25 protein-coding genes are annotated in these 23873 nt (G+C 68.5%); 12 read left to right on the top strand and 13 right to left on the bottom strand.

Features of this window, described 5'->3' with window-relative positions; translation table 11 throughout:
* Nucleotide 1: 1 nt before the first annotated feature.
* The 5 genes from NE2_RS10325 (at nucleotide 2) to NE2_RS10305 (ending at nucleotide 5217) form a co-directional block, all read left to right on the top strand.
* Nucleotides 2-1546, top strand: a complete 1545-nt coding sequence (locus NE2_RS10325; protein WP_063025724.1) for an AMP-binding protein — start codon at nucleotides 2-4, stop codon at nucleotides 1544-1546.
* A 298-nt stretch (nucleotides 1547-1844) separates the two neighbouring features.
* On the top strand, nucleotides 1845-2330 hold the full coding sequence (locus NE2_RS10320) for a PNPOx family protein (protein WP_063025723.1): 486 nt from the start codon (nucleotides 1845-1847) through the stop codon (nucleotides 2328-2330).
* 282 nt (nucleotides 2331-2612) lie between these two features.
* Nucleotides 2613-3233, top strand: a complete 621-nt coding sequence (locus NE2_RS10315; protein ID WP_233429729.1) for an SDR family NAD(P)-dependent oxidoreductase — start codon at nucleotides 2613-2615, stop codon at nucleotides 3231-3233.
* A 217-nt stretch (nucleotides 3234-3450) separates the two neighbouring features.
* Nucleotides 3451-3933, top strand: a complete 483-nt coding sequence (locus NE2_RS10310) for an adenosine-specific kinase (RefSeq protein WP_063025722.1) — start codon at nucleotides 3451-3453, stop codon at nucleotides 3931-3933.
* Between the two features lie 276 nt (nucleotides 3934-4209).
* Entirely contained in the window at nucleotides 4210-5217 is a 1008-nt protein-coding gene (locus NE2_RS10305; RefSeq protein ID WP_063025721.1) for an RNA polymerase subunit sigma-70, read from the top strand.
* A 221-nt stretch (nucleotides 5218-5438) separates the two neighbouring features.
* Here NE2_RS10305 and NE2_RS10300 read toward each other — a convergent pair whose 3' ends face one another.
* Nucleotides 5439-6002, bottom strand: coding sequence for a dihydrofolate reductase family protein (locus NE2_RS10300; RefSeq protein WP_063025720.1), 564 nt, complete (start codon nucleotides 6000-6002; stop codon nucleotides 5439-5441).
* A 169-nt stretch (nucleotides 6003-6171) separates the two neighbouring features.
* Between NE2_RS10300 and NE2_RS10295 the strand changes: the two genes are divergently transcribed.
* The 3 genes from NE2_RS10295 to NE2_RS10285 all read left to right on the top strand — a co-directional run bounded on the left by NE2_RS10295 (nucleotide 6172) and on the right by NE2_RS10285 (nucleotide 8337).
* Complete coding sequence (locus tag NE2_RS10295) at nucleotides 6172-6576, top strand: DUF3052 family protein (RefSeq protein ID WP_063025719.1); 405 nt, start codon at nucleotides 6172-6174, stop codon at nucleotides 6574-6576.
* A gap of 395 nt (nucleotides 6577-6971) precedes the next feature.
* Nucleotides 6972-7580, top strand: a complete 609-nt coding sequence (locus NE2_RS10290) for a DUF8020 domain-containing protein (protein ID WP_030517045.1) — start codon at nucleotides 6972-6974, stop codon at nucleotides 7578-7580.
* A gap of 19 nt (nucleotides 7581-7599) precedes the next feature.
* Nucleotides 7600-8337 (top strand): cobalt-precorrin-6A reductase, encoded by a 738-nt coding sequence (locus NE2_RS10285; protein ID WP_063025718.1) that lies wholly within the window; start codon nucleotides 7600-7602, stop codon nucleotides 8335-8337.
* Between the two features lie 73 nt (nucleotides 8338-8410).
* On the opposite strand, the gene cobJ is transcribed toward NE2_RS10285, so the two are convergent.
* The 6 genes from cobJ to NE2_RS10255 form a co-directional block, all read right to left on the bottom strand.
* Nucleotides 8411-10003 (bottom strand): precorrin-3B C(17)-methyltransferase, encoded by a 1593-nt coding sequence (cobJ, locus tag NE2_RS10280; RefSeq protein ID WP_063025717.1) that lies wholly within the window; start codon nucleotides 10001-10003, stop codon nucleotides 8411-8413.
* Nucleotides 10000-10635: a precorrin-8X methylmutase gene (locus NE2_RS10275; protein ID WP_063025716.1), complete on the bottom strand. Its 636-nt coding sequence runs from the start codon at nucleotides 10633-10635 to the stop codon at nucleotides 10000-10002. The genes cobJ and NE2_RS10275 overlap by 4 nt, the downstream gene beginning before the upstream one ends.
* A 91-nt stretch (nucleotides 10636-10726) precedes the next feature.
* Nucleotides 10727-11299: a hypothetical protein gene (locus NE2_RS10270; RefSeq protein ID WP_063025715.1), complete on the bottom strand. Its 573-nt coding sequence runs from the start codon at nucleotides 11297-11299 to the stop codon at nucleotides 10727-10729.
* Nucleotides 11300-11449: 150 nt separating this feature from the next.
* Nucleotides 11450-12643 carry a precorrin-3B synthase gene (cobG, locus tag NE2_RS10265; protein ID WP_063025714.1) on the bottom strand — a complete coding sequence of 398 codons (1194 nt, stop codon included), beginning with the start codon at nucleotides 12641-12643 and terminating at the stop codon, nucleotides 11450-11452.
* A 72-nt stretch (nucleotides 12644-12715) separates the two neighbouring features.
* Entirely contained in the window at nucleotides 12716-13045 is a 330-nt protein-coding gene (locus tag NE2_RS36570; RefSeq protein ID WP_174553925.1) for a hypothetical protein, read from the bottom strand.
* Between the two features lie 4 nt (nucleotides 13046-13049).
* Entirely contained in the window at nucleotides 13050-13304 is a 255-nt protein-coding gene (locus NE2_RS10255; protein ID WP_146165159.1) for a hypothetical protein, read from the bottom strand.
* A gap of 244 nt (nucleotides 13305-13548) precedes the next feature.
* Here NE2_RS10255 and cobN point away from each other — a divergent pair, with 244 nt between their 5' ends.
* Together cobN and NE2_RS10245 are read left to right on the top strand one after the other, a co-directional pair.
* Nucleotides 13549-17172: a cobaltochelatase subunit CobN gene (gene cobN / locus NE2_RS10250; protein ID WP_063025711.1), complete on the top strand. Its 3624-nt coding sequence runs from the start codon at nucleotides 13549-13551 to the stop codon at nucleotides 17170-17172.
* Between the two features lie 94 nt (nucleotides 17173-17266).
* Nucleotides 17267-17656, top strand: coding sequence for a PPOX class F420-dependent oxidoreductase (locus NE2_RS10245; protein ID WP_063025710.1), 390 nt, complete (start codon nucleotides 17267-17269; stop codon nucleotides 17654-17656).
* Nucleotides 17657-17686: 30 nt separating this feature from the next.
* Here NE2_RS10245 and NE2_RS10240 read toward each other — a convergent pair whose 3' ends face one another.
* Entirely contained in the window at nucleotides 17687-18073 is a 387-nt protein-coding gene (locus NE2_RS10240; protein ID WP_063025709.1) for a PPOX class F420-dependent oxidoreductase, read from the bottom strand.
* A gap of 110 nt (nucleotides 18074-18183) precedes the next feature.
* On the bottom strand, nucleotides 18184-18951 hold the full coding sequence (gene map / locus NE2_RS10235; protein ID WP_063025708.1) for a type I methionyl aminopeptidase: 768 nt from the start codon (nucleotides 18949-18951) through the stop codon (nucleotides 18184-18186).
* A 77-nt stretch (nucleotides 18952-19028) separates the two neighbouring features.
* Here map and NE2_RS10230 point away from each other — a divergent pair, with 77 nt between their 5' ends.
* Nucleotides 19029-19292, top strand: coding sequence for a helix-turn-helix domain-containing protein (locus NE2_RS10230; protein WP_039778318.1), 264 nt, complete (start codon nucleotides 19029-19031; stop codon nucleotides 19290-19292).
* 46 nt (nucleotides 19293-19338) lie between these two features.
* On the opposite strand, the gene NE2_RS10225 is transcribed toward NE2_RS10230, so the two are convergent.
* Genes NE2_RS10225 through NE2_RS10215 form a run of 3 tightly spaced genes read right to left on the bottom strand, consistent with a single transcriptional unit; the run spans nucleotide 19339 to nucleotide 22066 of the window.
* On the bottom strand, nucleotides 19339-20271 hold the full coding sequence (locus NE2_RS10225; protein WP_063025707.1) for an SMP-30/gluconolactonase/LRE family protein: 933 nt from the start codon (nucleotides 20269-20271) through the stop codon (nucleotides 19339-19341).
* Nucleotides 20268-21131 (bottom strand): NmrA family NAD(P)-binding protein, encoded by an 864-nt coding sequence (locus NE2_RS10220; RefSeq protein ID WP_063025706.1) that lies wholly within the window; start codon nucleotides 21129-21131, stop codon nucleotides 20268-20270. The genes NE2_RS10225 and NE2_RS10220 overlap by 4 nt, the downstream gene beginning before the upstream one ends.
* Nucleotides 21128-22066, bottom strand: coding sequence for an EamA family transporter (locus tag NE2_RS10215; RefSeq protein WP_084493940.1), 939 nt, complete (start codon nucleotides 22064-22066; stop codon nucleotides 21128-21130). Before NE2_RS10215 ends, NE2_RS10220 begins: the two co-directional genes overlap by 4 nt.
* Nucleotides 22067-22145: 79 nt before the next feature.
* Here NE2_RS10215 and NE2_RS10210 point away from each other — a divergent pair, with 79 nt between their 5' ends.
* Entirely contained in the window at nucleotides 22146-23030 is an 885-nt protein-coding gene (locus NE2_RS10210; protein WP_063025705.1) for a LysR family transcriptional regulator, read from the top strand.
* A gap of 119 nt (nucleotides 23031-23149) precedes the next feature.
* On the opposite strand, the gene NE2_RS10205 is transcribed toward NE2_RS10210, so the two are convergent.
* Entirely contained in the window at nucleotides 23150-23794 is a 645-nt protein-coding gene (locus NE2_RS10205; protein ID WP_063025704.1) for a TetR/AcrR family transcriptional regulator, read from the bottom strand.
* Nucleotides 23795-23873: the final 79 nt, after the last annotated feature.

Raw genomic sequence — 23873 nt, 5'->3', positions numbered from 1 at the left:
GATGCGTCTCGCAGATTATCTCGACAAGGGTGCGTCGCTCGGTCGTGAGGAACCCTGCCTCACGACCGGCGGCGTGACCGCCAGCTACGGCGAAGTCCAGGATCGATCCGTCCGCATCGCGGGTGCGCTGCAGCACACCGGTATCGAGGCGGGCGACCGGGTGGCGGTGCTGTCGGCCAACGACCCCCTCGCACTCACCTGCGTATTCGGCATCTCGCGGGCGGGGGCGGTGTGGTGCCCGGTCAACCCCCGCAACGAGGCCGACGAGAACCGGCAGCTGTTCGACCTGTTCGGATGCCGGCTGCTGTTCTTCCAGGAGAAGTTCGCCGGGCTCGTCGACCGGATCCGCGGCGACCTGCCCCGCCTGGAATGGCTCGTCTGTCTCGACGGCGAATTCGAGTGGGCGATGCGCTACGACGACTGGCTCGCCGAGCATCTCGCGCAACCCGACGAGACGCGCCGGCCGGAGGGCGGCCTGTGCATGCTGGCCGGCACCGGTGGCACCACCGGGCGGCCGAAAGGTGTGCGGCTCACCGAGGACAACATGATGACCTCGACGGCGCTGACGTTGATGAGCTACCCGTTCGGCGACCGGCCGCGCTACCTCGCGCTCGCGCCGTTGACGCATTCCGCGGGCGTGCTGACCTTTCCGATCCTCAGCCTCGGCGGCGAAGTCGTGATCATGCCGGCGCCCGACATCGGCGAGTTCCTCGCGTCGATCGAGCGGCACCGCATAACCCACGCCTTCCTCCCGCCCACCGTTGTCTACGGCGTCCTCGACCATCCCGACCTCGACAGCCGCGACCTCGGATCACTGCGCTGTCTGTGGTACGGCGCGGCTCCCATGTCGCCGACCCGGCTCGAGGAGGCCCTGCACCGGATCGGACCCGTTCTCGGTCAGCTGTTCGGGCAGACCGAGGCCCCGAACATGATCGCCACGCTGGCACCGGCCGACCACTTCCGCCCGGACGGATCGGTGGCGACCGAGCGCCTCACGTCGGCGGGCCGGCCGACGCCATTGACCACCGTCGCCATCATGGACGCGGCGGGCACACTGCTTCCGCGCGGAGAGCGCGGCGAGATCGTCGTCCGCGGACCGCTGGTGATGGACGGATATCACGAAAACCCCACGGCGACAGCGGAGGTCAGCGCCTTCGGATGGCATCACACGGGTGATATCGGTTATCTGGACGACGACGGCTTCCTGTTCGTGGTCGACCGTGCGAAGGACATGATCATCACCGGCGGGTTCAACGTCTATTCGGCGGAAGTGGAGCAGGCCCTGTCGGCACATCCCGCGGTCAAGGATGCGGCGGTGGTCGGCCTCCCCGATGCCAAGTGGGGCGAACGCGTCACCGCCGCAATCGAACTCCGCGCCGGCCACGACACCGCCGGCGAGGACATCATCGCCTTCGTCAAGCAACGGATCGGAAGTGTCAAGGCGCCCAAGGACATCGAGATCTGGAACGAACTGCCTCGCTCGAAGGTGGGCAAGATCCTCAAGAACGAGGTCCGGGCGGCGATGCTGGACATGCGGACGACGTGAGCCCCAGTGCCGGATCCAAATCATCATGCGGCCGGAGTTAGCCGAGTCGATTGCCCGGCAACCGACCCTGTCGTGCAGGTCGACGCCCCCGAACACGGTGTTGTCGCCGTCGAAGACGCCGTAGCGGAAAGATCCGGTGTGGTCCCGGGCTCATCGTCTGCTGTCTGCGGCAGCGGATTCTTACGAGAACAACTTCGGCGCAGTGGGGCTGTCGCCTCATGTGGAGATTCCGTGGTGCACAGTGGGGGCGCTACCGTCTTGCGGTACTGCTGGGGGCAGGCGAGGAAAGGTGGATTGTATGGGCGGGCTGCGGGATCTGCTGTATGCGGCGAAACGCCGGATGTATCGGGGTGACCGGCCGGGGATGTCGGCCCGGGTATTGAATCGGGCCTCGGAGTGGATGTATTCGGCGGGTGTGTTGTCTCCTGGCTATGCCATGACTTTGGAAGTGTCCGGTTGGCGTACCGGGCGCCCGGTCCGGCTGCCGATCGTGGTCGCCGAGTACGAGGGGCAGCGGTACCTGGTGTCGATGCTGGGCGCGAAGGCAGGGTGGGTGCGCAATGTGCGCGCGGCGCAGGGGCGCGCGTTCCTGCTCCGGCGGGGGCGTGAGGCGGTCCGGCTCACCGAGGTGGAGGTGGGGGAGCGGGCGCCGATTCTGCGCCGTTACCTTGCTGTGGCTCCCGGTGCGCGTCCGCACTTTCCGATCGATCGCACCGCCCCGCTCGGTGAGTTCGCGCGGATCGCGGACCGGTACCCGGTCTTCCGGATCGAACCCGCAAGCTAGCCGACGGGTTTCCTCGGTCGGCGAAGATGCGGCAATGGTCCCTGGGCGGAGAGGTCGAACGCGCCCGGAAGGGGGCAGCATTTCCTTCCCGATGAACGGAATCCGGCGCTCGTTCGATCCTCGGCGGGTCCTAGCGTGGCGGTGCCGTGGCAGTCGCGACGCCGTCGTTCGTATCAGGAGGTGAAAGTTGTTCTCGGAGCGGGCCTTTTTCTCGTTCATCGAATTGACCGATTCAGATCGGCATCGGGAATACAACGAATGGCATCAGTTGGACCATCGTCTGTGCACACCGCCGATGTCACCGACGTGGCCGCGGTGAACGCGCTGCCCGCGGCTGTCATCGCAGAGCATGGGCAGGTCGATGGGCTGATCAACGTTGCGGGCGTGATCCACCGGTTCGTTCCGGTCGCCGACTTGGAACGCAGCGAGATCGAGCGAGTCGTGCAGATCAATTTCTGGGGCACGGTCAACATGTGCCTGGCGTTTCTACCCGAGCTGCGGCAGCGGCCTCAGGCCGCACTGGTCAATGTGGCGAGTTTGGCGGGCCTGCTGCCCTTCGCGGGGCAGACGATCTACAGCGCGACAAAAGGTGCGGTCAAACAATTCAGCGAGGGGCTGTACCAAGAGCTTGCCGACACGGACGTCACTGTCACCACCGTCTTCCCGGGCAACATCAGTACCGACCTCAGCCGCAATTCCGGAGTCACGATGATCGACCCGGGGAGTCGAAAGGTCCCGACCACGACTCCCGAGCACACCGCCCGGCGCATCGTCGGAGGCATGGAGAAGGGCAAGTTCCGCGTCGTGATCGGCCAGGACGCCAATCTTCTGGACAGGCTGGTACGGCTTGCGCCGCGGCGGACAACAGATCTGATTTCCCGGCAAATGAAGAGCGTGCTGTGAGTCGACGTATCCTTCTCGCCGACTTCTTCGCAACCTCCGTCGTGGAGAACGCGGAGAGAATAAGACGGCCAACCGCATAGGTGTAGGTCCCGGAGGTCGGCACGATCGGTTTCGTCTCCGACCGACGCGTCGCCCGGTCGGACGGTCTGAGCAGATGCGCAGCCTTCACGGCCGGCGCGCCCTTGTGCAAGGGGATGGGCTGGGCGACGATGGAGCGATGGAACTATCTGCTGTGCGGATAGAGAAGCCGGATGATCAGAACGTGATCATCGGTCAGGCTCACTTCATCAAGACGGTCGAGGACCTGCACGAGGTACTCATAGGAACCGGTCCTTATCTGAAATTCGGGCTTGCTTTCTGTGAAGCGTCCGGGCCGCGGTTGATACGCCGATCGGGCAACGACGACGCGCTGATCGAGCTGGCAGCGAAAAACGCGCAAACCATCGGTGCCGGCCACTCGTTCATCGTGTTCCTGCGCGAGGGCTTCCCGGTCAACGTGCTGAACGCGATCCGTCGTGTGCCGGAGGTGTGCGGCATCTTCTGCGCCACTGCCAATCCTGTCGACGTGATCGTCGCCGAGACGGCGCTGGGGCGTGGCATCATCGGGGTGGTCGACGGCCCGGTACCGCTCGGGGTGGAAGGCGAGGCGGATCTCGCTGCCCGAACGCGGTTACTCCGCGACATCGGTTACAAATTCTGATACGAATGTCGGAGTGCCGGCCGAAGACTCGTGATTACGCCTGCGCCCCGGCGCTTCTTCGCCGTGCCGCGGCCGAGCTCGCCGGGTAGCCGAGAACTTCGCCTGGATGCAAACCTCCACGCCGACACGATCATTCACGCGGTGACGCAGTGACCGTTTCCCAAGATCGATCTTTCGACCCCTGGTTGTGGTGCCAACGCAGCGGCGGCGATCAGAAATCCTCCGCCACGTCGTCAGCTCTGGTAGCCCCTCGCACCAGTGGAAGGATTGATGACCATGACCGACGCCAGAGCGCTGGGCGCCGATGAGGCCACGTTCATCGCGGCGGCCCGCTCGGGCGACACGGCGCGGTTCGCGGACATCACCGAGCGCCACCGGCGTGAGCTGCAGGTGCACTGCTACCGGATGCTCGCGAACTACGAGGACGCCCGGGACTTGACGCAGGAGACGTTTCTGCGAGCGTGGAACAAGCGGGAGTCGTTCCAGGGCCATGCCACGCTGCGGACCTGGTTGTACCGGATCGCGACCAACGCCTGCCTCGACTTCCTGGAGAAGCGCAACGACCGGACACCCGTGCCGTATGGGCTGTCGGACCCCGGCTCCGAGGTGCCGCACCTGCAGCCGTACCCCGACCGGATGCTCCCCGACGACCCGCAGGAATCGGTCGTGGCGCGGGAGACGATCGAGCTGGCGTTCATCGTCGCCGTCCAGCACCTGCCGCCGCGGCAGCGGGCGGTGTTCATCCTGCGTGACGTCCTCGGCTTGCCGGCGCCGAAGGCCGCCGAAGCCCTCGAGCTGACCGTCGCATCGGTCACCAGTGCCCTGCAGCGGGCGCGTGTGACGATGCGTGCGCAGCTGCCCGGCCGTCGCCTCGACTGGCGAAGCCCGGCCACGCACGAGCTGTCGGATGACGAGCGCGGCGTGGTGAAGTCCTACATCGACGCCCATGAGCGCAACGACCTCGCCGGATTGATGTCTCTGCTGCGCGACGACCTGCGCTTCGCGATGCTGCCTGATCCGGGCACCGTCATCGTCGGAGCTCAGGACGCGGTGGACGGCTGGGTCTCCGGTGGGCTTTTCCAGCGCGGCTACGACGACTGGCGCTGTATCGCCACGACAGTCAATCGGATGCCTGCCGCCGTCCTTTACCTCCGCACCCCCGACGACCCGGAGTACCGGTTGTTGAACATCGCGGTTTTGCACATCGCCGACGGGAAGATCGCCGAGCTCACCGGATTCGACGCCACCGACAAACCATGGCTGGGCCTTCCCCCGACACTGTGATCTCGAGGTCGCGCTCGTCGACGAGTCCAGCGCACGGAGCGGGCGTCACCGAAATCACTGTGGGGACGCCCCGACTGACAGAACCCAACGCGACGACGAGAACACCGTCGCCCCGCCGGCGTTGCCGACGGGGCGTCTTGATGCCCTGAAGAATTGTCACGATCGACGACTCGTCGTCCGCATCTCCAGCGAGTCGGTCAATACCTCACTCTGGCCCGTACTCATCGCCTCGTCTCGTATCGGGTCAGCACCGCGCCGCCGGGAAACGTCCGCGTTTCCACCAGATTCAGGTTCACCCAGCGGTCCAGCGCCGGGAAGAACGGTGTGCCGCCACCCACCAGGACCGGATGGGTGACGATCGCGTACTCGTCGATCAGCCCGGCTCGCATGGCGGCCCCGGCGAGCGTCGCGCCGCCGATGCTCATCGTGCCGCCCCCCTCGGCCTCGAGCCGGGTGATTTCGGCGACCGCGTCGCCGGTGACCAGGCGGGTGTTCCAGTCGACGTTGTCGATCGTCGAGGAGAACACCACCTTCGGCGTGTCCCGCCAGTTTCGCGCGAACTCGATCTGCGCCGGGGTGGCGTCGGGCTGCTGGTCGCCGGTCGGCCAGTAGGAGCTCATGTTCTCCCACAGCTTGCGCCCGTACAGCGACATGTCGTTCGCCTGCTCCTGGCCGAGCCACCACTGGAACAGTTCGTCGCTCGGCGCGCTCCAGCCGATGTCGTCGCCAGGCGCGGCGATGTAGCCGTCCAGGGTCACGTTCATGCCGAAGACTATTTTCCGCATTGTTGCCAGCCTCTCGTGAGTCGATCTCACATGTACAGACGGGCGCGCCGCGAAAACCTGATCTGTGTCGATCAAGGGGATCAAGTAGCAGGAACCGATTCTTCCCGCCCCGGCGGTCCTGGCCGTCGTGGCACACGTTCGCCGATCGCGAAGCACGTATCGTGGGCGCATGGCGGGATATTCCGGCGCCCCGTTGGCCCGCAAGCTCGGCATCCGGTCCGGCAGCCGCGTGCTGCTCGCCCACGCCCCGAGTGGATTCGCGCTCGAACCTCTGCCTGAGCAGGTCTGCCTGCAGCGGCGCGCCGGGCGCGGGCAGTATGACGTGGTCGTCGGCTTCTGCCTCGACTACCGGTCCCTGGACCGAGGATTCGGCACGTGGCGCGCCCGCCTCGCGCAGGCGGGTGGCCTCTGGGTCGCCTGGCCCAAGAAGTCCAGCGGGGTAGCTACCGATCTCAGCGATACCGTCGTGCGCGAATTCGGCTTGGCCGCAGGACTTGTCGACAACAAGACGTGCGCGATCGATGAGACGTGGTCGGGTCTGCGCTTCGTTGTCCGGCTGGCCGATCGGCACTGAATTGCGCGACGCTCCACCAGGGTGCCGGCAGTGATCGCGCGGAAACACCGACGATGGCTTGACCCGCAACGATGCTGCGGCCGTTACCGAGCGCTGGTGAGTTCAGCCTGACTCGTGCACAGCGCCGGCCTTGTCTTCGAGCAGAACATCGACGATCCTGCGATCGGGTCATTTGGGGGATCGTCGATAGCCGCACGCCACTCCATCGACAGGCGCGGGCTCGGGCGCAAAGCCGTCGGCAACTCCCAACGGATGGAGTACCTGAATCCCCAAAGTGACGGTAAAGTAACGATTCTGGCTCGATTCCTGCAGTCGGCAACCGCCTGACCTGCGGAAATGTTTCGGGGCAGCGCAATCCGATCGTTATGTCGGGTGATCGATCCGATGGGAAATAGATGAGATTCACCAATATTGTCGGCACCTCGCTGATCGCCATCGCGGCGACGAGCATCGCCTACGGTACCGCTTACGCCGAGCCCGCCGCGCCCGCGCCGGCGCCGAGCCAGGTGCAGACCCAGCAGAGCCCGGCCGTGCAAGGCACGGACCAGGGTGTCGGCTACACCACCGAACTCGCCGACATGGGCAACAAGATCGTCACCACGGTGACGGGCGGCAAGTTCGCCCTCACCTCGGACAAGTCGGCGGTCACCCTGACCAACGACAAGGGCGCCGTGGTGATGAGCTACCCGCTTTCGGCCAAGGGCCCCAACGGCACCTCCGTCGCCGCCGCGGTGAACGAGGACGGCACCAGCCTGACGCTGACCCCGCAGGGGCAGCCGATCTCGTCGGTGAAGAACATTTCCGGTCAGGACTGGTTCTTCTCCGAGTTGCAGCACGCCTCGCTGGGTGCCGCGGTGGGCGCGGTGATCGGCTTCCTGGTCGGCCTGCTGTTCATCGGCATCGGCTCGATCCCGGGTGCGGTGCTGGGTGGTGTGATCGGCCTGCTGGTCGCGGGTGGTCAGCCGCTGATCGACTCCGCCTTCGCCTACTTCAGCGGCAACTGACACCGGAAGTGCTGCGACACTGAAGGTTCTGATTCTCGGCGGCACCCGGGAGGCCCGGCGGCTGGCCGAAATCGTCTCCGGCGAGCGAGGATTCGACATCGTCTCCTCGCTCGCCGGACGCGTGCGTGAACCGGTGCTGCCCGCCGGTGCGGTGCGCATCGGCGGCTTCGGCGGCGTCGAGGGGCTGCGGAACTGGCTGTCCGACAATGCGATCGACGTGGTCGTCGACGCCACTCATCCCTTCGCGGGCACCATCTCCACGCATGCGGCCGCCGCGGCGCGAGCGGGTGGGGTGCCGATCGTGCATCTGCGCCGGCCGGGCTGGTCCGAAGAACCCGGTGACCGGTGGTCGCGGGTGCCGGATCTGGCCGCCGCCGCCCGCGCCGCGGCCGAATTCGACCGCGTCTTCCTCACGATCGGCCGCCAGGGCGTGGCCGCCTTCGCCGAGCTCGATGAGCCGTGGTTTCTCATCCGCGCCATCGACCCGCCCGCCGGACCTGTTCCGCCGCGGCATCTTCTGCTTCTCGCCCGTGGCCCGTTCACCGTGGCGGAGGAAATCGATCTGCTGCGCGAACACCGCATCTCCGCGATGGTGACCAAGGACAGCGGTGGCGACCTTACCGCAGCCAAGCTGACGGCCGCTCGTACGTGCGGCATTCCGGTCATAGTCGTCGACCGTCCGCCTGTGCCCGAGGGCGTCGAGTGCGCGGAATCCGTTGCAGCGGCGTGGGATTGGTTGAACGGGCGCCGAAGCTGAGGCTCGCGCCGCCAAGCGGTGTTCCACCGCCACGGTGTACCGTAGCAGCGAGACCGCGTCGGCCCGTGTGGCCTTACCGGTCGGCCGCGACCGTCGCCGCGTTGTCCTGCGCGGCATGCCCGTACCGCCTCGAGGTGAATACCCGCGTTCCGTGCGGGGTCTCGACCGTGGCGGTGGTGGACGCGCCGATGATGAGCAGCGTGCGCATATCGACCTCGTCCGGATTCAGCTCGGCGAGGGTCGTCACACGCACCGATTCGGTCGGACCGCCCACATCGCGCCCCAGAACCACCGGGGTGTCCGGGCCGCGATGCTCGAGGACGAGTTCACGCAGGGCGCCCACCTGCCATCGCCGCTGGGTGGAGGCCGGATTGTAGATCGCGATCGCCATATCGGCCGCGGCGACCGCCGAAATCCGTTGTGCGACAGTCTCCCACGGCTTGAGACGGTCCGAGAGCGAGATCATCGCGAAGTCGTGGCCGAGCGGCGCGCCGATGCGGGCGGCCACGGCACTGGCCGCAGTGACCCCGGGCAGCACCCGCACCGGCACGTCACGCCACTGTGGATCCGCGGATTCCTCGACGACCGCGGCGGCCATCGCGAACACCCCGGGATCGCCGGAGGACACGACCACCACCCGCGCTCCGGATTTCGCCAGATCCAAGGCCATGGCGGCGCGTTCGGATTCGACCCGGTTGTCGCTGAGATGGCGGCGCTGCCCGGGGCGGACCGGCACCCGATTCACGTACGTGGTGTAGCCGACGATATCGGTCGCCGCCGCGAGGGCGCGGGTGACCTCGGGCGTGGTCCACTGCGCGGAGCCGGGACCCAGTCCCACGACGACGACCTCACCGACCTCGGGAGCATCCGATGCGGTCGAATCGTCCTGAGCCGCAGCGGTTTCGGTAGTTGTGAAGGGTATCTCGGTGGTCGGTGCGGGTCCGGGCACGACGGTGATGGCGAAATACGGCACATCGGCGTCGGAGACGTCGGCGGCGCGCAGGATCCGCTGCCGCCCGGTGCTGGCTCGTTCCACGTAGTAAGCGTCATCGAGCCGCCCGGCCTTCGACAGTGCTTGCCGCACACCGGGATAGGTGCGGCCGAGCTTCATGATCGCCGCGGCGTCGGCGTCGGAGAGGCGTTCGGCCAGCTGGTCCGGCGGCATGGTCCCGGGCAGCACCGTCAGCACCTGCTCACCCTCCACCAGGGGTGTGCCGAGCGCGGCGGAGGCGGCACTGACCGAGGTGATGCCCGGGATGATCTCCGCGGGGAACCGGTCGGCCAGACGCCGGTGCATATGCATGTACGAGCTGTAGAACAGCGGATCGCCGGCCGCCAGCAGCGCGACGGTGCGGCCCGCGGCCAGATGTCCGGCCAGCAGCTCGGCGGCACGTTCGTAGAACTCGTCGATCGCGCCCTGATAGCCGCCCGGATGGTCGGTGGTCTCGGTGGTCACCGGATAGACCAGATGTTCCTCCAGCTGCCCCGGCCGCATGTACGGCGCCGCGATCGAGCGGGAGATGCTGCGACCGTGGCGGGCGCTGTGGAAGGCGATGACGTCGGCGGATTCGATGACGCGAGCCGCCTTCACCGTCACCAGCTCCGGATCCCCGGGCCCGAGTCCCACGCCCCACAACTTCCCGGGAGCCACGTCCTGAGCACTCATTCCTGCTCACTCGCGATCGCGTTCAGGGCGGCGGCGGTGATGGCGCTGCCGCCGCGCCGGCCGTGCACGGTGAGGTATTCGATGTCGCCGTATTCGGCCAGGGCCTGCTTGGATTCGGCGGCGCCGACGAAGCCCACCGGAATACCCAGCACCGCGGCGGGGTGGGGTGCGCCGGCGTCGAGCATGTCCAGCAGATGGAACAGCGCGGTCGGGGCATTGCCGATCGCGACCACGGCGCCGTCGAGGCGATCACGCCACAATTCCAGTGCCGCAGCCGATCTCGTATTGCCCATCTCCCGCGCCAGCTGCGGCACCCGCGGATCGGCGAGCAGGCACAGCACCTCGTTGTCGGCGGGCAGCCGTTTGCGGGTGACGCCGGAGGCGACCATGGTGGCATCGCACAGGATCGGCGCGCCGCTACGCAGCGCGGCGCGGGCCGCCGCCACGACCTGCGGGGTGTGCGAGATGTCGGTGGTCAGATCGACCTGTCCGCACGCGTGGATCATGCGCACCACCACCTGCGCGACATCGGCCGGGAACCGCGCCAGATCGGCTTCGGCCCGGATCGTCGCGAACGAGCGCCGATAGATCTCGGCCCCGTCGGTGAGGTAGCTGGTACGCACATCGGACATGGGCATCACCCTAGCGGTGAGAATCCGGGCCCCGAGCGGCAGCGTGGGCGAGGCGCCGCCCGGCCCGCGACGTCGAGCGGCCCCCGCGACATCAGAACGGCAACCGCGCCCGCCACGGCGATTCGGCCGGATCGTGCAGGGGATTGGCGAAGACGAGATAGCGGAACAGGGCCAGCGCTCCGGTGAGCAGCAGCACCGCGAGCGGGACTTCGGCGAGCACGGCCGTCGCGATCGACACCCGGATGTCGTCGGGACCGGCGGTGGTCGTGTCGAACCAGGCGTCGGCGAGCAGCAGCACCCCGGTGCCGGAGGCTGGCAGGATCACCAGCGCTCGCCGTCGCCAGCCGAGGTAAGCGGTGGTCGCCATCATGACCACCAGCAGGATGTCGAAGCCGATCCACACCAGCGCCCAATGATTCGCGTCGTAGTCCTGCGGCAGTGTGAACCCGAGGTAGACCAGCCACGGGATCATCGCGACCGAACCGCCGACCATCAGCGACAGCCGCAGTCCGCGGGCCACGCGCACTCGGCGCGGATGCGGCCGCACCCGGTCGGGCCGCAGCCGCGCGACCAGTTCGAGCCGCTGAGGGAGCGAGAGCTGTGCGATCTGCGCATCGGAGAGCAGATCGGCGGTGGACGGCGACTGATCCGCGGACGAGTCCATCGATCCAGTGTGCGCGAAGTACGGCGTTGTCGGGGACGTGCCGGCAGGAGCCGTCGGCCACGACCATCCGATCGGCGGCGACGCGGAACGGAACAGCGTCGCGGCGAGGTGCCTCAGCGAGCCGCGCCCGCCGGTGAGGTGACAGCGAAGTCAGTCGCCCGCGCGAGGTCCGGTGATGCGATAGCCGCCGGATTCGGCGACCACCTCGGTCACCGGCCCGGCCGGACGCCCGCATTGCCGATCGCAGCCGGACCAGTGCTGCCGGCCGGCGACGACCACCTGATCGGCCGCGACGCCCGGCAGGTCCGGCGCCGGGGCGCCGACCGGGAGCACGCGGCCGGACATGACGGCGTCGGCCGCGTCGGCCCGCACGTCCGTCAGCGATTTCGCGCAACCAGGTCGCCCGGCGCACGCTGTCACCGCGAGCCACGGTGAGTTCGCGTCGAAGATCAAGCCCATCGGCGCCAGCACCCGCACCACCTGCTCGGCCGTCCACTCGTCCATATCGGCCAGGACGAGGCTGCGCCAGGGGGTGATCAGAATCGGATGCTCCACCGCCGCAACGAATTCCGCGGTCCGGGCGGGCAGGGCGCCCAGCGGCACCGCCGCCCCGAGCGCGACCCGGTCGTCGGCCTGGGTGAGCCAGCCGATCGGAATATCTCGGCGAGCAACGAGATCCATCGGTTCGGCGGTCGGTTCCAGAGCCAATTCGGCCAGGATCCGGGCCGGGCCGTCGGCGACCTCGCGTAGCCGCCACTGCTCGCCGCGCATCCGCTGGAAACCGTGGGCCGCCGCCAGCATCATGTCCACCGCCCGGTCGGCGCCGATCCGCGCGCCCGAATCGCGCCCGGCCAGGACCAGCGCGAACTCGGCCTCGTTGGTGGCGTGCACGCCGATATCGCCGCCGAGACCGCTGATGTCGCCGCGGCCGTCGTCGAGGGTGAACAGCACGCGCCCGGGCAGTGCGGCCAACTCCGGCGCCTGCCGCAGCTCCGCATCGAGTCGCGCGGCCAGCGGGTGCACATCGCTCCAGCCGCCCACCCGGCCCGACAGCGGCGAGGCCACGATGTTGCGCACCCGCTCGTGGGTGGGCGCGGGCAGCAGTTCGGCCTGTTCGAGCCGCTCGGCCAGGGCCGCCGCATCGTGCATCTGCCGCAATTGCACATTGCCGCGGGAGGTCAGTTCGATACTGCCGTTGCCGAGCTCGTCGGCCGCCGCGGCCAGCACCCGCAGTTGATCGGGGGTGATCGCGCCGCCGGGCAGCCGGATCCGGGCCAGCGGACCGTCGGCGGCCTGATGCAGGCGCAGGACACCGGGGCAGGAGTCGGGGGCGGAGCGCGTCATGATGCCACCAGCCTACGAGCCGGGCGCACGGCGAACGCGGGCGAGGCCGGGGCGCGTCCGCGGTTCACGGTGTCAGTGACCGCGCCTCAGGCGCAGGCGGCGTCGCGGATCGTGCGCCGTGCGGGACGGTTCGAGCGGGGCGGCCGGCCAGGAAGTGTCGAACAGCAGGCTGGGGCCTGCGTGGTGGGTGACTCGGTCGTGATGGGCGGTCGCGCCGAACAGGCTCATCCCGCCGAGGAAGGCGGTGGCGCAGATCGCGCCGGCGACGAGAGCCCAGCCGCGATGGCCGCTCGCGGCCGCGGTGAGTCCCATCGCCAGGCTGCCGAATCCGATCAGAACGCAGAAGTAGCTGGTCCAGGCGACCATACGGTTGCGCCGCACCCAAGGCGGGGTGGCGGGCATCGGCTCACCGGTCCTTCTGGCTGCTCTCGTCCCGGGCGCGGATCACGGCCTGCCACAGCTGGTCGTCGACGTAACTGTCCGACAATAGATGTGGTGTGTCGTGGCGTTCGACGTGGTCGCGGCGGACCGTGGACTCGAAGACCAGCAGCCCGAAGATCGCGACCGCCGCACAGGCGCCGGCGGCGACGAGCAACAGCCCGCCGTGACCCCCGGCCGCAGCGGCCAAAGCCATTGCCAGCAATGCGACAGCAACCATCATGCATGTAATTCCTGACCAGGCGGCAAAGCGGTTCCGCCTGCTCCATCCCGGTGAGTTCGGCATATTCACAGCGTACGCCGCGGAATCGGATCGGGAAATACCGGTCACAGCAGTGCGATAGCATCCGGGGGCTCGCCGATACGAGGAAAACCGGTGCAATTCCGGTGCGGTCGCGCCACTGTGACAGTCAGACCCTCCGGGCGGGCGGCCGTATCCGCTATGGGCGCGTCACCCGAGGAGAACCGTGATCCTGCTGCTGTCCACGTCCGACACCGATCTGCTGTCCGCGCGCGCGAGCGGCGCCGACTATCGGCTCGCCAACCCGGCCCGGCTGCTGGTCGAGGATCTGCCGGGACTGCTCGGGGGCGCCGATCTGGTCGTGGTGCGCATCCTGGGCGGTCGCCGCGCCTGGGAGGAAGGGCTGGACGCGGTCCGTGCCACGGGGATCCCGCTGGTGGCCCTGGGCGGCGAGATGGCGCCCGATGCCGAACTGATGGAGTGCTCGACGGTCCCGGGTGGCGTGGCCGCGGACGCGCACAACTATCTGGCCGCGGGCGGGCCCGGCAATCTGCGGCAGCTGCACAACTTCCTGTCCGACACCGTGCTGCTGACCGGTCACGGATTCGAGCCGCCGGTCCAGCTGCCCTCCTGGGGTGAACTCGACCGCACCCCGAAGGAGTTGTCCGGCAACGATTCCCGGCTCGCCGACGCGCCGACGGTGGCCGTGTTGTACTACCGCGCCCAGCACTTGGCCGGCAATACGGCCTACGTCGAGGCGCTGTGCGGCGCGCTGGAACAGGTCGGCGCCCGCCCGCTGCCGCTGTACTGCGCGTCGCTGCGCAACGCCGAACCGGATCTGCTCGACACGCTGCGCCGCGCGGACGCGCTGGTGGTGACCGTGCTGGCCGCGGGCGGCACCAAACCCGCGACCGCGGCCGCCGGTGGTGACGACGAGGCCTGGGATGTCGGTGCGCTCGCCGACCTGGATGTGCCGATCCTGCAGGGGCTGTGCCTGACCAGCGGCCGGGACCAGTGGGCGGACAACGACGACGGCCTCTCGCCGCTGGATGTCGCCACCCAGGTCGCGGTGCCGGAATTCGACGGTCGGATCATCACGGTGCCGTTCTCGTTCAAGGAGTTCGACGCCGACGGCCTGTCGACCTATGTGCCCGACCCGGAGCGGGCGGCGCGGGTCGCGGGCATCGCGGTGCGCCACGCGCGACTGCGGCATCTGCCCGTGGCGCAGCGCCGGATCGCGCTGATGCTGTCGGCGTATCCGACCAAACACGCCCGCATCGGCAATGCCGTCGGGCTGGACACCCCCGCGAGCGCGATCCGGCTGCTGACCGAGATGCGCACGGCCGGTTACGATCTCGGCACGCCGGGCGAGGTTCCGGGGCTCGAGGAGCGCGACGGCGATGCGTTGATCCACGCGTTGATCGCCGCCGGTGGCCAGGATCCGGACTGGCTGAGCGCGGAACAGTTGGAGGGCAATCCGATTCGCATCGGCGCCCGGCAGTACTCGGCCTGGTTCGCCACCCTGCCCGAGGAATTGCGCACCGCGGTCGTCGAGGCGTGGGGGCCGCCACCGGGCGAACTGTTCGTCGACCGCTCCGCCGATCCGGACGGCGAAATCGTCATCGCCGCACTGCGTTTCGGCAATATCGTGCTGCTGGTGCAGCCGCCGCGCGGCTTCGGTGAGAATCCGGTCGCGATCTACCACGATCCGGATCTGCCGCCCAGCCACCACTATCTGGCGGTGTACCGGTGGTTGTCCGCGGCGGCCGAGGAGGGCGGATTCGGCGCCGACGCGATGGTGCATCTGGGCAAACACGGCAATCTGGAATGGTTGCCCGGCAAGACGCTGGGGATGTCGGCGGCTTGCGGCACCGACGCCGCCCTCGGCGATCTGCCGCTGATCTATCCGTTCCTGGTCAACGATCCCGGCGAGGGTACCCAGGCCAAACGCCGCGCTCACGCCACGCTGGTCGACCACCTCATCCCGCCGATGGCCCGCGCGGAGACCTACGGCGATATCGCTCGCCTGGAACAGTTGCTCGACGAGCACGCCAACATCTCGGCGCTGGATCCGGCCAAGCTGCCCGCGATCCGCCAGCAGATCTGGACCCTGATGCGGGCCGCGAAGATGGACCACGACCTGGGGCTCGCGGAGCGGCCGGACGAGGACACCTTCGACGACATGCTGCTGCACGTCGACGGCTGGCTGTGCGAGATCAAGGACGTGCAGATCCGCGACGGCCTGCACATCCTGGGCCAGGCCCCGGCCGGCGAGGGAGAACTGGATCTGGTGCTGGCCATGTTGCGCGCCCGCCAGCTGTGGGGTGGGGAAGTCGCGGTGCCGGGGCTGCGCGAGGCGCTGGGGCTCGACGAATCCGGGGAGGAATCACGCGAGCGCATCGATGTCGTCGAGCAGCGCGCCCGGACACTGCTGGCCGCGCTGCAGGCCGCGGAGTGGTCGCCGGCGGCGGTGGAGGAGCTGGTGGCTCGCCACGAACCCGCCGCCCCGGACACCCTCGCGGCCGTATTGCGCTTCGCCGCAACCGAAGTCGTGCCCCGATTGCGGCAGACCGGAGTCGAGATCGAGCGGATCCTGCACGCCCTGGACGGTGGATTCATCCCGGCCGGGCCGAGCGGTTCGCCGCTGCGCGGTCTGATCAACGTGCTGCCGACCGGGCGGAACTTCTATTCCGTGGATCCGAAGGCGGTGCCGTCGCGGCTGGCCTGGGAGACCGGGCAGGCGATGGCGGATTCGCTGCTCGAGCGCTATCGCGCCGATCACGGCGACTACCCGCGCTCGGTCGGGCTCTCGGTGTGGGGCACCTCGGCCATGCGGACCGCCGGTGACGATATCGCCGAGGTGTTCGCGCTGCTGGGTGTGCGGCCGGTGTGGGACGAGGCGAGCCGCCGGGTCACCCGCCTGGAGGTAATCGACCTGGCCGAGCTGGGCCGCCCGCGCATCGACGTCACCGTGCGAATCTCCGGATTCTTCCGCGACGCGTTCCCGCACGTGCTGGCGCTGCTCGACGACGCGGTCCGGCTGGTCGCCGAGCTGGACGAACCGGCGGAATCGAATTACGTTCGCGCGCACACCGATTCCGATCTGGCCGAACACGGTGACCGGCGCCGCGCCACCACCCGGATCTTCGGTTCCAAACCCGGTACCTACGGTGCCGGTCTGTTGCAGCTGATCGACTCCAAGAGCTGGCGCACCGACGACGATCTGGCCCAGGTGTACACCACCTGGGGCGGCTACGCCTACGGCCGTGGCCTGGACGGCGCGCCGGCCGCCGACGATATGCGCGCGGCCTACCGGCGCATCGCGGTCGCGGCCAAGAACACCGATACCCGTGAGCACGACATCGCCGATTCCGACGACTACTTCCAGTACCACGGGGGAATGGTCGCCGCCGTCCGCGCGCTGACCGGCAAGAATCCCGAGGCCTACATCGGCGATTCGACGCGTCCCGACGCGGTGCGCACCCGCACCCTCTCCGAGGAGACCACCCGGGTGTTCCGCTCCCGCGTGGTGAATCCGCGCTGGCTCGAGGCGATGCGCCGCCACGGCTACAAGGGGGCGTTCGAGATGGCCGCGACGGTCGACTACCTGTTCGGTTACGACGCCACCACCAATGTCGTCGCCGACTGGATGTACGAAAAGCTCTCGGAGAGCTACGTTTTCGACGACGTGAACCGCAAGTTCATGACCGAGTCGAATCCGTGGGCACTGCACGGCATCGCCGAACGCCTGCTCGAGGCGGCCGAACGCAAACTGTGGGAGGCCCCGCAGCCGGAAACACTGGACCGGCTGCGGCAGATCTACCTCGAAACCGAGGGCGAACTCGAGTAGTGCGGACCGGTGCGGCCGCTACGTCGGCGGGCGCACCGGATCCTGCGCCGCGCGGCGGATGCGCGGGCGCGGGTTCGGCCCCTACCGTGGGGATATGACCTGGAACGAACTCGCACAGCAGAAGTACGTCCTGCTCACCACCTACAAGAAGGACGGCACGCCGGTCGGGGTCCCGGTCTGGGTGGCTCCCGACGGCGACCGGCTGGTGGTCTGGACCAATCCGAAGAGCTGGAAGGTGAAACGGCTGCACCGCAACGCCGCGGTGACGGTTCAGGCCTGCGACGCCCGCGGCCGCACGTCCGGATCGCCGGTGAGCGCCGGGACGGCGCGCGTCCTCGATGGCGACGGGACCGAACGGGTCCGCGATCTCATCGCCCACAAATACGGCGTGATCGGCACCCTGCTGATCCGCGGCCACAAGTTGATCTTCGGCAAGGATCGCTCGGTCGGGCTGGCGATCACCGCCCAACCGGCGGGGGAGTGACCACCGCCGATCGAGTGAGATCGTCGCGGATCAGGCTGGGGCAGCGGCGATTTCGATGCCGATCGTACCCTTGCGGCCGCGCCGCAGCACGCTGCCGGTGACGATCAGCCAGCCCATGAGCGAGTACTTGCGCTTGATCAGCTGCCGGGTCCGGTCGCTGCCCTCCTCGTCGAGCACCCGGGCGGTGCCGCGCACGATCTCCCCGTGCGGCTTACCCGACACGCTGCAGGGCTGCAGGGTGACCTCCGGATTGCGCCGCACCCGCTTGACCTTCCAGGCCGCGGTCTCGGTCCAGACGTACAACTTCGCATCGTCGAGCGCCGCCCACACCGGGGTCGCGACCGGTGTGCCGTCCTTCTTGTAGGTGGTGAGCAGAACGTAGTTCGCGGTACCGGCGGGGCCGAAAGGATTGTCCACGACTGCCGAGCCTAATCGGTCGAGCCCGGAGGCGGCGGCGGAGCGTCACCACCTCCGTTGCCCGATCGGGCTGCGAACGACCCTTCCTGATCGGCAGGGGACAGGGTGAATCATGCCGTGTGCGTGAGGATTCGGGGGCCCGCGTCGGTGATGGCGACCGTATGTTCGGAATGTGCGGTGCGCGAGCCGTCGGCGGAACGGATCGTCCATCCGTCCGGATCGGTGATGATGCGATCGGTGGTGCGGGCGAACCAGGGCTCGATCGCGATGGTCAGGCCGGGCACGAGCCGCATGCCGCGCCCGGCGCGCCCGGCGTTGGGGATGTGCGGATCCTCGTGCATGGTGCGGCCGAGCCCGTGGCCGCCGAATTCGGTGTTGACGGGGTAGCCGTGCCGCCGCGCGACCGCCGCGATGGCCGCGGAGATGTCCCCGAGCCGCCCACCTGGCCGGGCGGCCTCGACGGCGGCGGCCAAGGCCTCTTCGGTCGCGGCCACCAGCCGGGCGTCCTCGGGATCGGCGGTGCCGACGATGGTGCTGACGGCGGCGTCGGCGACCCAGCCGTCGACCGAGACCGCCAGATCCATGGTCAGCACGTCACCGTCGCGTAACCGGTAGTCGTAGGGCAGTCCGTGCAGAACCGCGTCGTTGACCGACAGGCAGACGGTGTTGCGGAACGGGCCGCGACCGAACGAGGGCGCGTAGTCCCAGTAGCACGACACCGCCCCTCGTTCCCGGATGCGCTGCCGCACATGCTTTTCCAGATCGAGCAGATTCACCCCGACCTCGGCCTTTTCCCTCAGCTCCGCGAGCACCTCGGCGACGAAGCGTCCGGCCACGCCCATCCGCTCGATCTCGGCGGCTGTCTTCAGTTCGACCACGAAACCTCCCTGGTATCGGTATTTATATACCGACTGTAACCGTAGCGGTATTTGAATACCAGCTCTATGCTGGGGGCATGGTTCGACTTCCGCTGACCCCGGCCCAGGTGGAGGCCGGTCGCCGCCTGGGCGCGCATCTGCGTGCGGTCCGGGGCGATCGGGACCCCGCGGAGATCGCCCGCGCGGCTGGCATCTCACCGGAAACGCTGCGCAAGATCGAATCCGGCCGGCTGCCCAGCCCGGCATTCGGCACCGTCGTCGGCCTCTCCGGGGCGCTCGGAATCCCGCTGCAGGAGTTGGCCGAGGTGTGGCAGTCCGCACGCCTCAGCGCCTCGGCCTGACGGGCGTCCGGTCAGTTCCGCTCGGTAGCCCGGCACGCTTTCCGGTTTACCGCGGCCAATCCACTGCGACCACCGAATAGGGCGTGGTCGGCCCCGGAGGCGTGTCGTACCGCGCGTTGGGCAGATACAGGCGACGACCGAAGCATGCGACCGTTGTCGGGACGTCGAAGCGTGGGTCGGTGATCCGCCGCTCGACCCTGCCGGTCGTGCCCGTGCGATCGAGCGTGATAACGGCGACGGCATCGAGCCGGTTCTGGACCACGAGCAGGGTGGTGTCGCGCAGAAGAAGACCGTCCCCGGCCGGCACTGCATCGCCCCCGAGATCGACCCGTCGCGTGACACCGGTCGCCGGGTCGACGCGGAACAGCTGTCCGGTCGCCGACTGCACGATGACCAATCCCGCGCCGTCGGGGGTGGGCACGATTCCGTTCGCGTTGATCGCGTCGGGCACATAGGTGATATCGCCGATCAGCGGCAGCCGGACCACCGCCTCGGACGGGGGCAGCGCGCCGTCGGGGCCGAGGGGCAGGTGATACAGCACGGGTTTGCGGGAGTCGGTGAACCAGGCACCCGTGGGCGTGAACACCGCATCGTTGACGAAGGTGCCCGGCGCGGTGCCGACCCGGTAGCTCGCGAGCACCGCACCGGTGCGCACATCGATGACACGAATATCGCCGCCGGTGCCGCCCGCGACGAACAACCGGTCGTGCGAGTCGAGCCGGAGACCGAGCGACGGCGTGCCTCGACCGGGAGTCAGTATCGTCCCCCGCCCGGATATCAGGTCGGCTCGATAGATGGAGCCGTCGGAGGCCGACCCGATATACGCGACCGGGAGCGTCCCGATCTCGATACCTTCGGGCCGGAAGCCGGCGGGCAGGTCGATCGTGGCGGGAAACAGCGCCGGCTGGGCCTGCGCAGGTGCGGGTGCGGCGACACCCAACCATAGGAGTATCAGCGGGATTACGAAGGGCCGCTTCATTTTCCGCGTTCCTCCCGCAACCAGTCCTCGAGGCGCAACAGCTGGGGGAATCGCCCGCGCAGTGCGGGGATGTCGACGCGATAGCCGTACGTGTCGAGCCAGTCGAACATCGTCGCTACGTCTCCGGCCTCCGCACGCACTGCGTCGATCGGTGGTCGTTCGAACCGGGTGGGGATGCCGTCGACATCGGTGAACACCTCGGCGATCCGGCGCACGGTCAACTCGTCACCGGCGATGTCGAGCTTCCGGCCGAGATATTCGGGCCGTTGATCGAACACGTCCGCGGCGATCCGGCCGATATCGCTCAGCGCGATCATCTGGAGGGTGGTATCCGGGCCCAGCGGCAGTGCGCCGATTCGCCGGCCGCCGACGGCCGCCGGAATCAGATACCGCCAGTTCTCCATGAAGAACACCGGTCGCAAAACCGTCGCAGGCACACCGAGGGCATCGATGTATGCCTCGATGTCCGCCTTGGCCTCGAAGTGCGCCACCCCGGAACCGCGATGCGCGGCGACGGAACTGTAGACCAGATGGTCGACGCCCTCGGCTTCGGCCGCGGCGGCAACGTTCTTGCCCTGTCGCACTTCGATTTCCGGCCGCGGGTCGGTCATATCGGCCGGCTGCACACTGAAGACGCCTGATGCACCGCGCGCCCCCGCCCGCAACACGTGGAGATCGCCGAGATCGCCCACGACGATTTCCGCCCCGAGCGCTGCGAGCGCCGCCGCTTGCGGCTTCGTCGGATCACGCACCAGGGCGCGCACCGCGAAGCCGCGGGCGAGCAGAGTGCGGGCGACCGCGCCGCCTTGGCCGCCGGTCGCGCCCGTGACCAGGACCGCCTGTCCATTCGTCCTCGTCATCGCCGTACTCCTCCCAGGACGGGCGCGGGGCGGGCCGGTGCCGGAAGCTGGCCCGCGACGATGGCGGCGAGCGAGAGTGCGAACCCCATCAGTTGAATCGGCCCCAGCGTCTGGGCCAGGAGAACAGCGCCGAGAACGGCGGCGACCAGCGGCGAGAGCAGCACGAGTACCGCGGTGGAGGCGACGGGCAGGGTGGTGATACCGCGGAACCACAGCACATAGGCGATCAGACCGCCGGCCAGGCCGAGCCACAGATAGCCGAATGCCGCCGCCGAATCGATCGCGGGTGGACGTCCCTCGACGAGAACGGTGAGTGGCAGCAGGAATGCGCCGCCCGCGGTCAACTGCCAGCCGGCGAAGGTGACCGGGCCGACGCCGACGGGACGTCCCCAGCGCTTGGTGAGCGTGAGTCCCAGCGCCATCGAGCCGGCGCTCGCCAGACCCGCCGCCACCCCGACCGCGTCCAGCGCCGCGGACGGTCCGATCACCACGAGACCGACGCCCGCCACGCCGATCACACCCCAGATCAGGCGCCAGATCGACGCTCGCTCGTGCAGGACGGCCACCGCCAGGAGAGCGACGATCAACGGTTGTGCCGCGACCAGCGTCGCCGCCACCCCGCCCGGCAACCGCTCGGCGGCGATGAACAGCAGCGCGTTCAGCAAACCGATATTCAGCACACCGAGCACCGCGGCCTTCCACCACCATTGCCCATGCGGCATCGTCCGGGTGACAGCCAGGACGATCAGCCCGGCGGGCAATGCCCGCAGCGTCGCAGCGAACAGAGGGTGCCCGGGCGGCAGCAGTTCGGTGGTGGTGATGTAGGTCGTGCCCCAGACCGCCGGGGCGAAGGCCGTGAGTGCGGTCCGGGACAGATCGCCCCGTGCCGCACCGCCAACTCTGTCGGAAATCCTCAGTGCTCCTGCGCTTTTCATATCGGATATCTCACCCGCGTGAGATCTATGAGTCCAACACATGTTTGTCACAGGATCGATCGCAAATCATGATTGATGCATGGAACTCCAGCAGATGCGCTATGTCGTCGCGGTCGCGGAGACGAACAGCTTCACACGCGCGGCCGAACGGTGTCTGGTCGTTCAGTCCGCACTCAGTCACCAAATCGCCCGCCTGGAAAGGGAACTCGGCGCGAAACTCTTCGAGCGCACCAGCCGCCGTGTGCGTTTGACACCGGCGGGCGTGGCATTCCTGCCCGCGGCACGGCAATGTCTGGACGCGGCAGAACGTGCAGCCGCTGAGGTCGCCGCGGCCGTCGGCGAGATTCGTGGCCGCCTGGCCGTGGGCTTGATTCCGACGGTCGCCGCGGTCGACGTGCCGGATGCGTTGCGTGAGTTCCGGCGCCGCTACCCGCACGTGCGGATCAGTTTGCGCGTCGGCGCCAGCGAGGACCTGGCCGAACAGGTACGCGACGGCGCGCTCGACATCGCCTTCCTCGGTCTGCCGACCACCGCGACACCGCAGGGGGTCGCGGTCCGGGAGTTGGCTCGCGACCGGCTGGTCGCCGTCGTCGCGCCGGACCATCCGCTCGCCGCAGAACCCGCGGTCGACCTGCGTAGGCTCTCCGCCGAGGTATTCGTCGATCTTCCCGCCGGAACCGCCGGGCGGATCCAATCCGACCAGGCGTTCGCCGCCGCCGGACTCGATCGCGAGGTCGCCTTCGAGGTGACCACCGCTGATTACATCGGCCGTCTCGTCAGGCCGGGGCTTGCCGTCGCCATGCTGCCCGCAGCCTACGCACCGCAGCTCACCGGAGTCGCCACGGTTGACGTCTCCGATGCACCGGCACGAGTCGAGTACGTCGTCTGGAACCGCACTACCGGCACACCGGCCGCCGCCGCATTCCTCGGCATCATCTCCACCGCCGCCACGCAAGGGCGGTGATCAGCCTGAAACCGTCGGCCGTGACCCTTCTGCCGAGGAGGCGGCAACGGCTCGGACCGCCCTCACCGGACGCCGGACCGGGTCGGCGCGTCACGGTGACCGCTACGCCGAATCGAGAATCAACCTGGAAACACTCCGCGGAACAGGGGAAGGGTCGCGTCGGCGATCGCCTCCGGGGAGGGGAGTGCGGCCCGTGCTTCCGGAGGGCTCATCCGCGACTGGAGTGCTCGCTGGTGGGCCGCGCCCACGAGTAGTAATGCGGCGGTGCGTGGTTCGGTGACGATGTGGTGGCGGGCCGACAGATGTCCGATCACCACATCCAGGGCGCGATGCGGGCCAAGGTCGAAGTCGCGGCTGCGTTCGGAGTAGACCGCGCGCAATTCGGCGTCGGAGTCGATCGCCGCCATGACAGGTAGTGCGGCACGGAAGAAGTCCTCCAACACGGTCACCAGGTGCACGAGATCGCTTCGCAGATCGGCGGATTCGGCCGCGTCCACGGAATGGGACGGATCGGCGAGCATATCCTTCAGCGGCCGCAGGTGATGCTGGATCACCGCTTGGAGCAGGCCGGTGCGATCGCCGAAGTGATAGAAGATGCTCGATTCGGCGACGCGAATGGCGACTTCCTTGGTGGTGAGCCGCGCGACCCCGGAACCGGTGAGGACTTCCTGTGCGGCCGCGATGACGGCCTCCCGCACTCCGCTGCGCGGCCGCCCCCGAGTGCGTGCGGGCGGTTCGGTGTTCTGGGCGTGCTGGCGGGGCACCGCGTATTCCTTCCGATCGGTCGTGCTCTTGCAGTATGCCGCAACCCGTCGTATTTTCTGAGTAGGCACTCGAAAATAC

Origin of the sequence: Nocardia elegans NBRC 108235, assembly GCF_001612845.1 — a bacterium.
Lineage (GTDB): Bacteria > Actinomycetota > Actinomycetes > Mycobacteriales > Mycobacteriaceae > Nocardia > Nocardia nova.
Note: the sequence above shows the minus strand (reverse complement) of the source record. Positions and strands in the feature narration are given on the sequence as shown.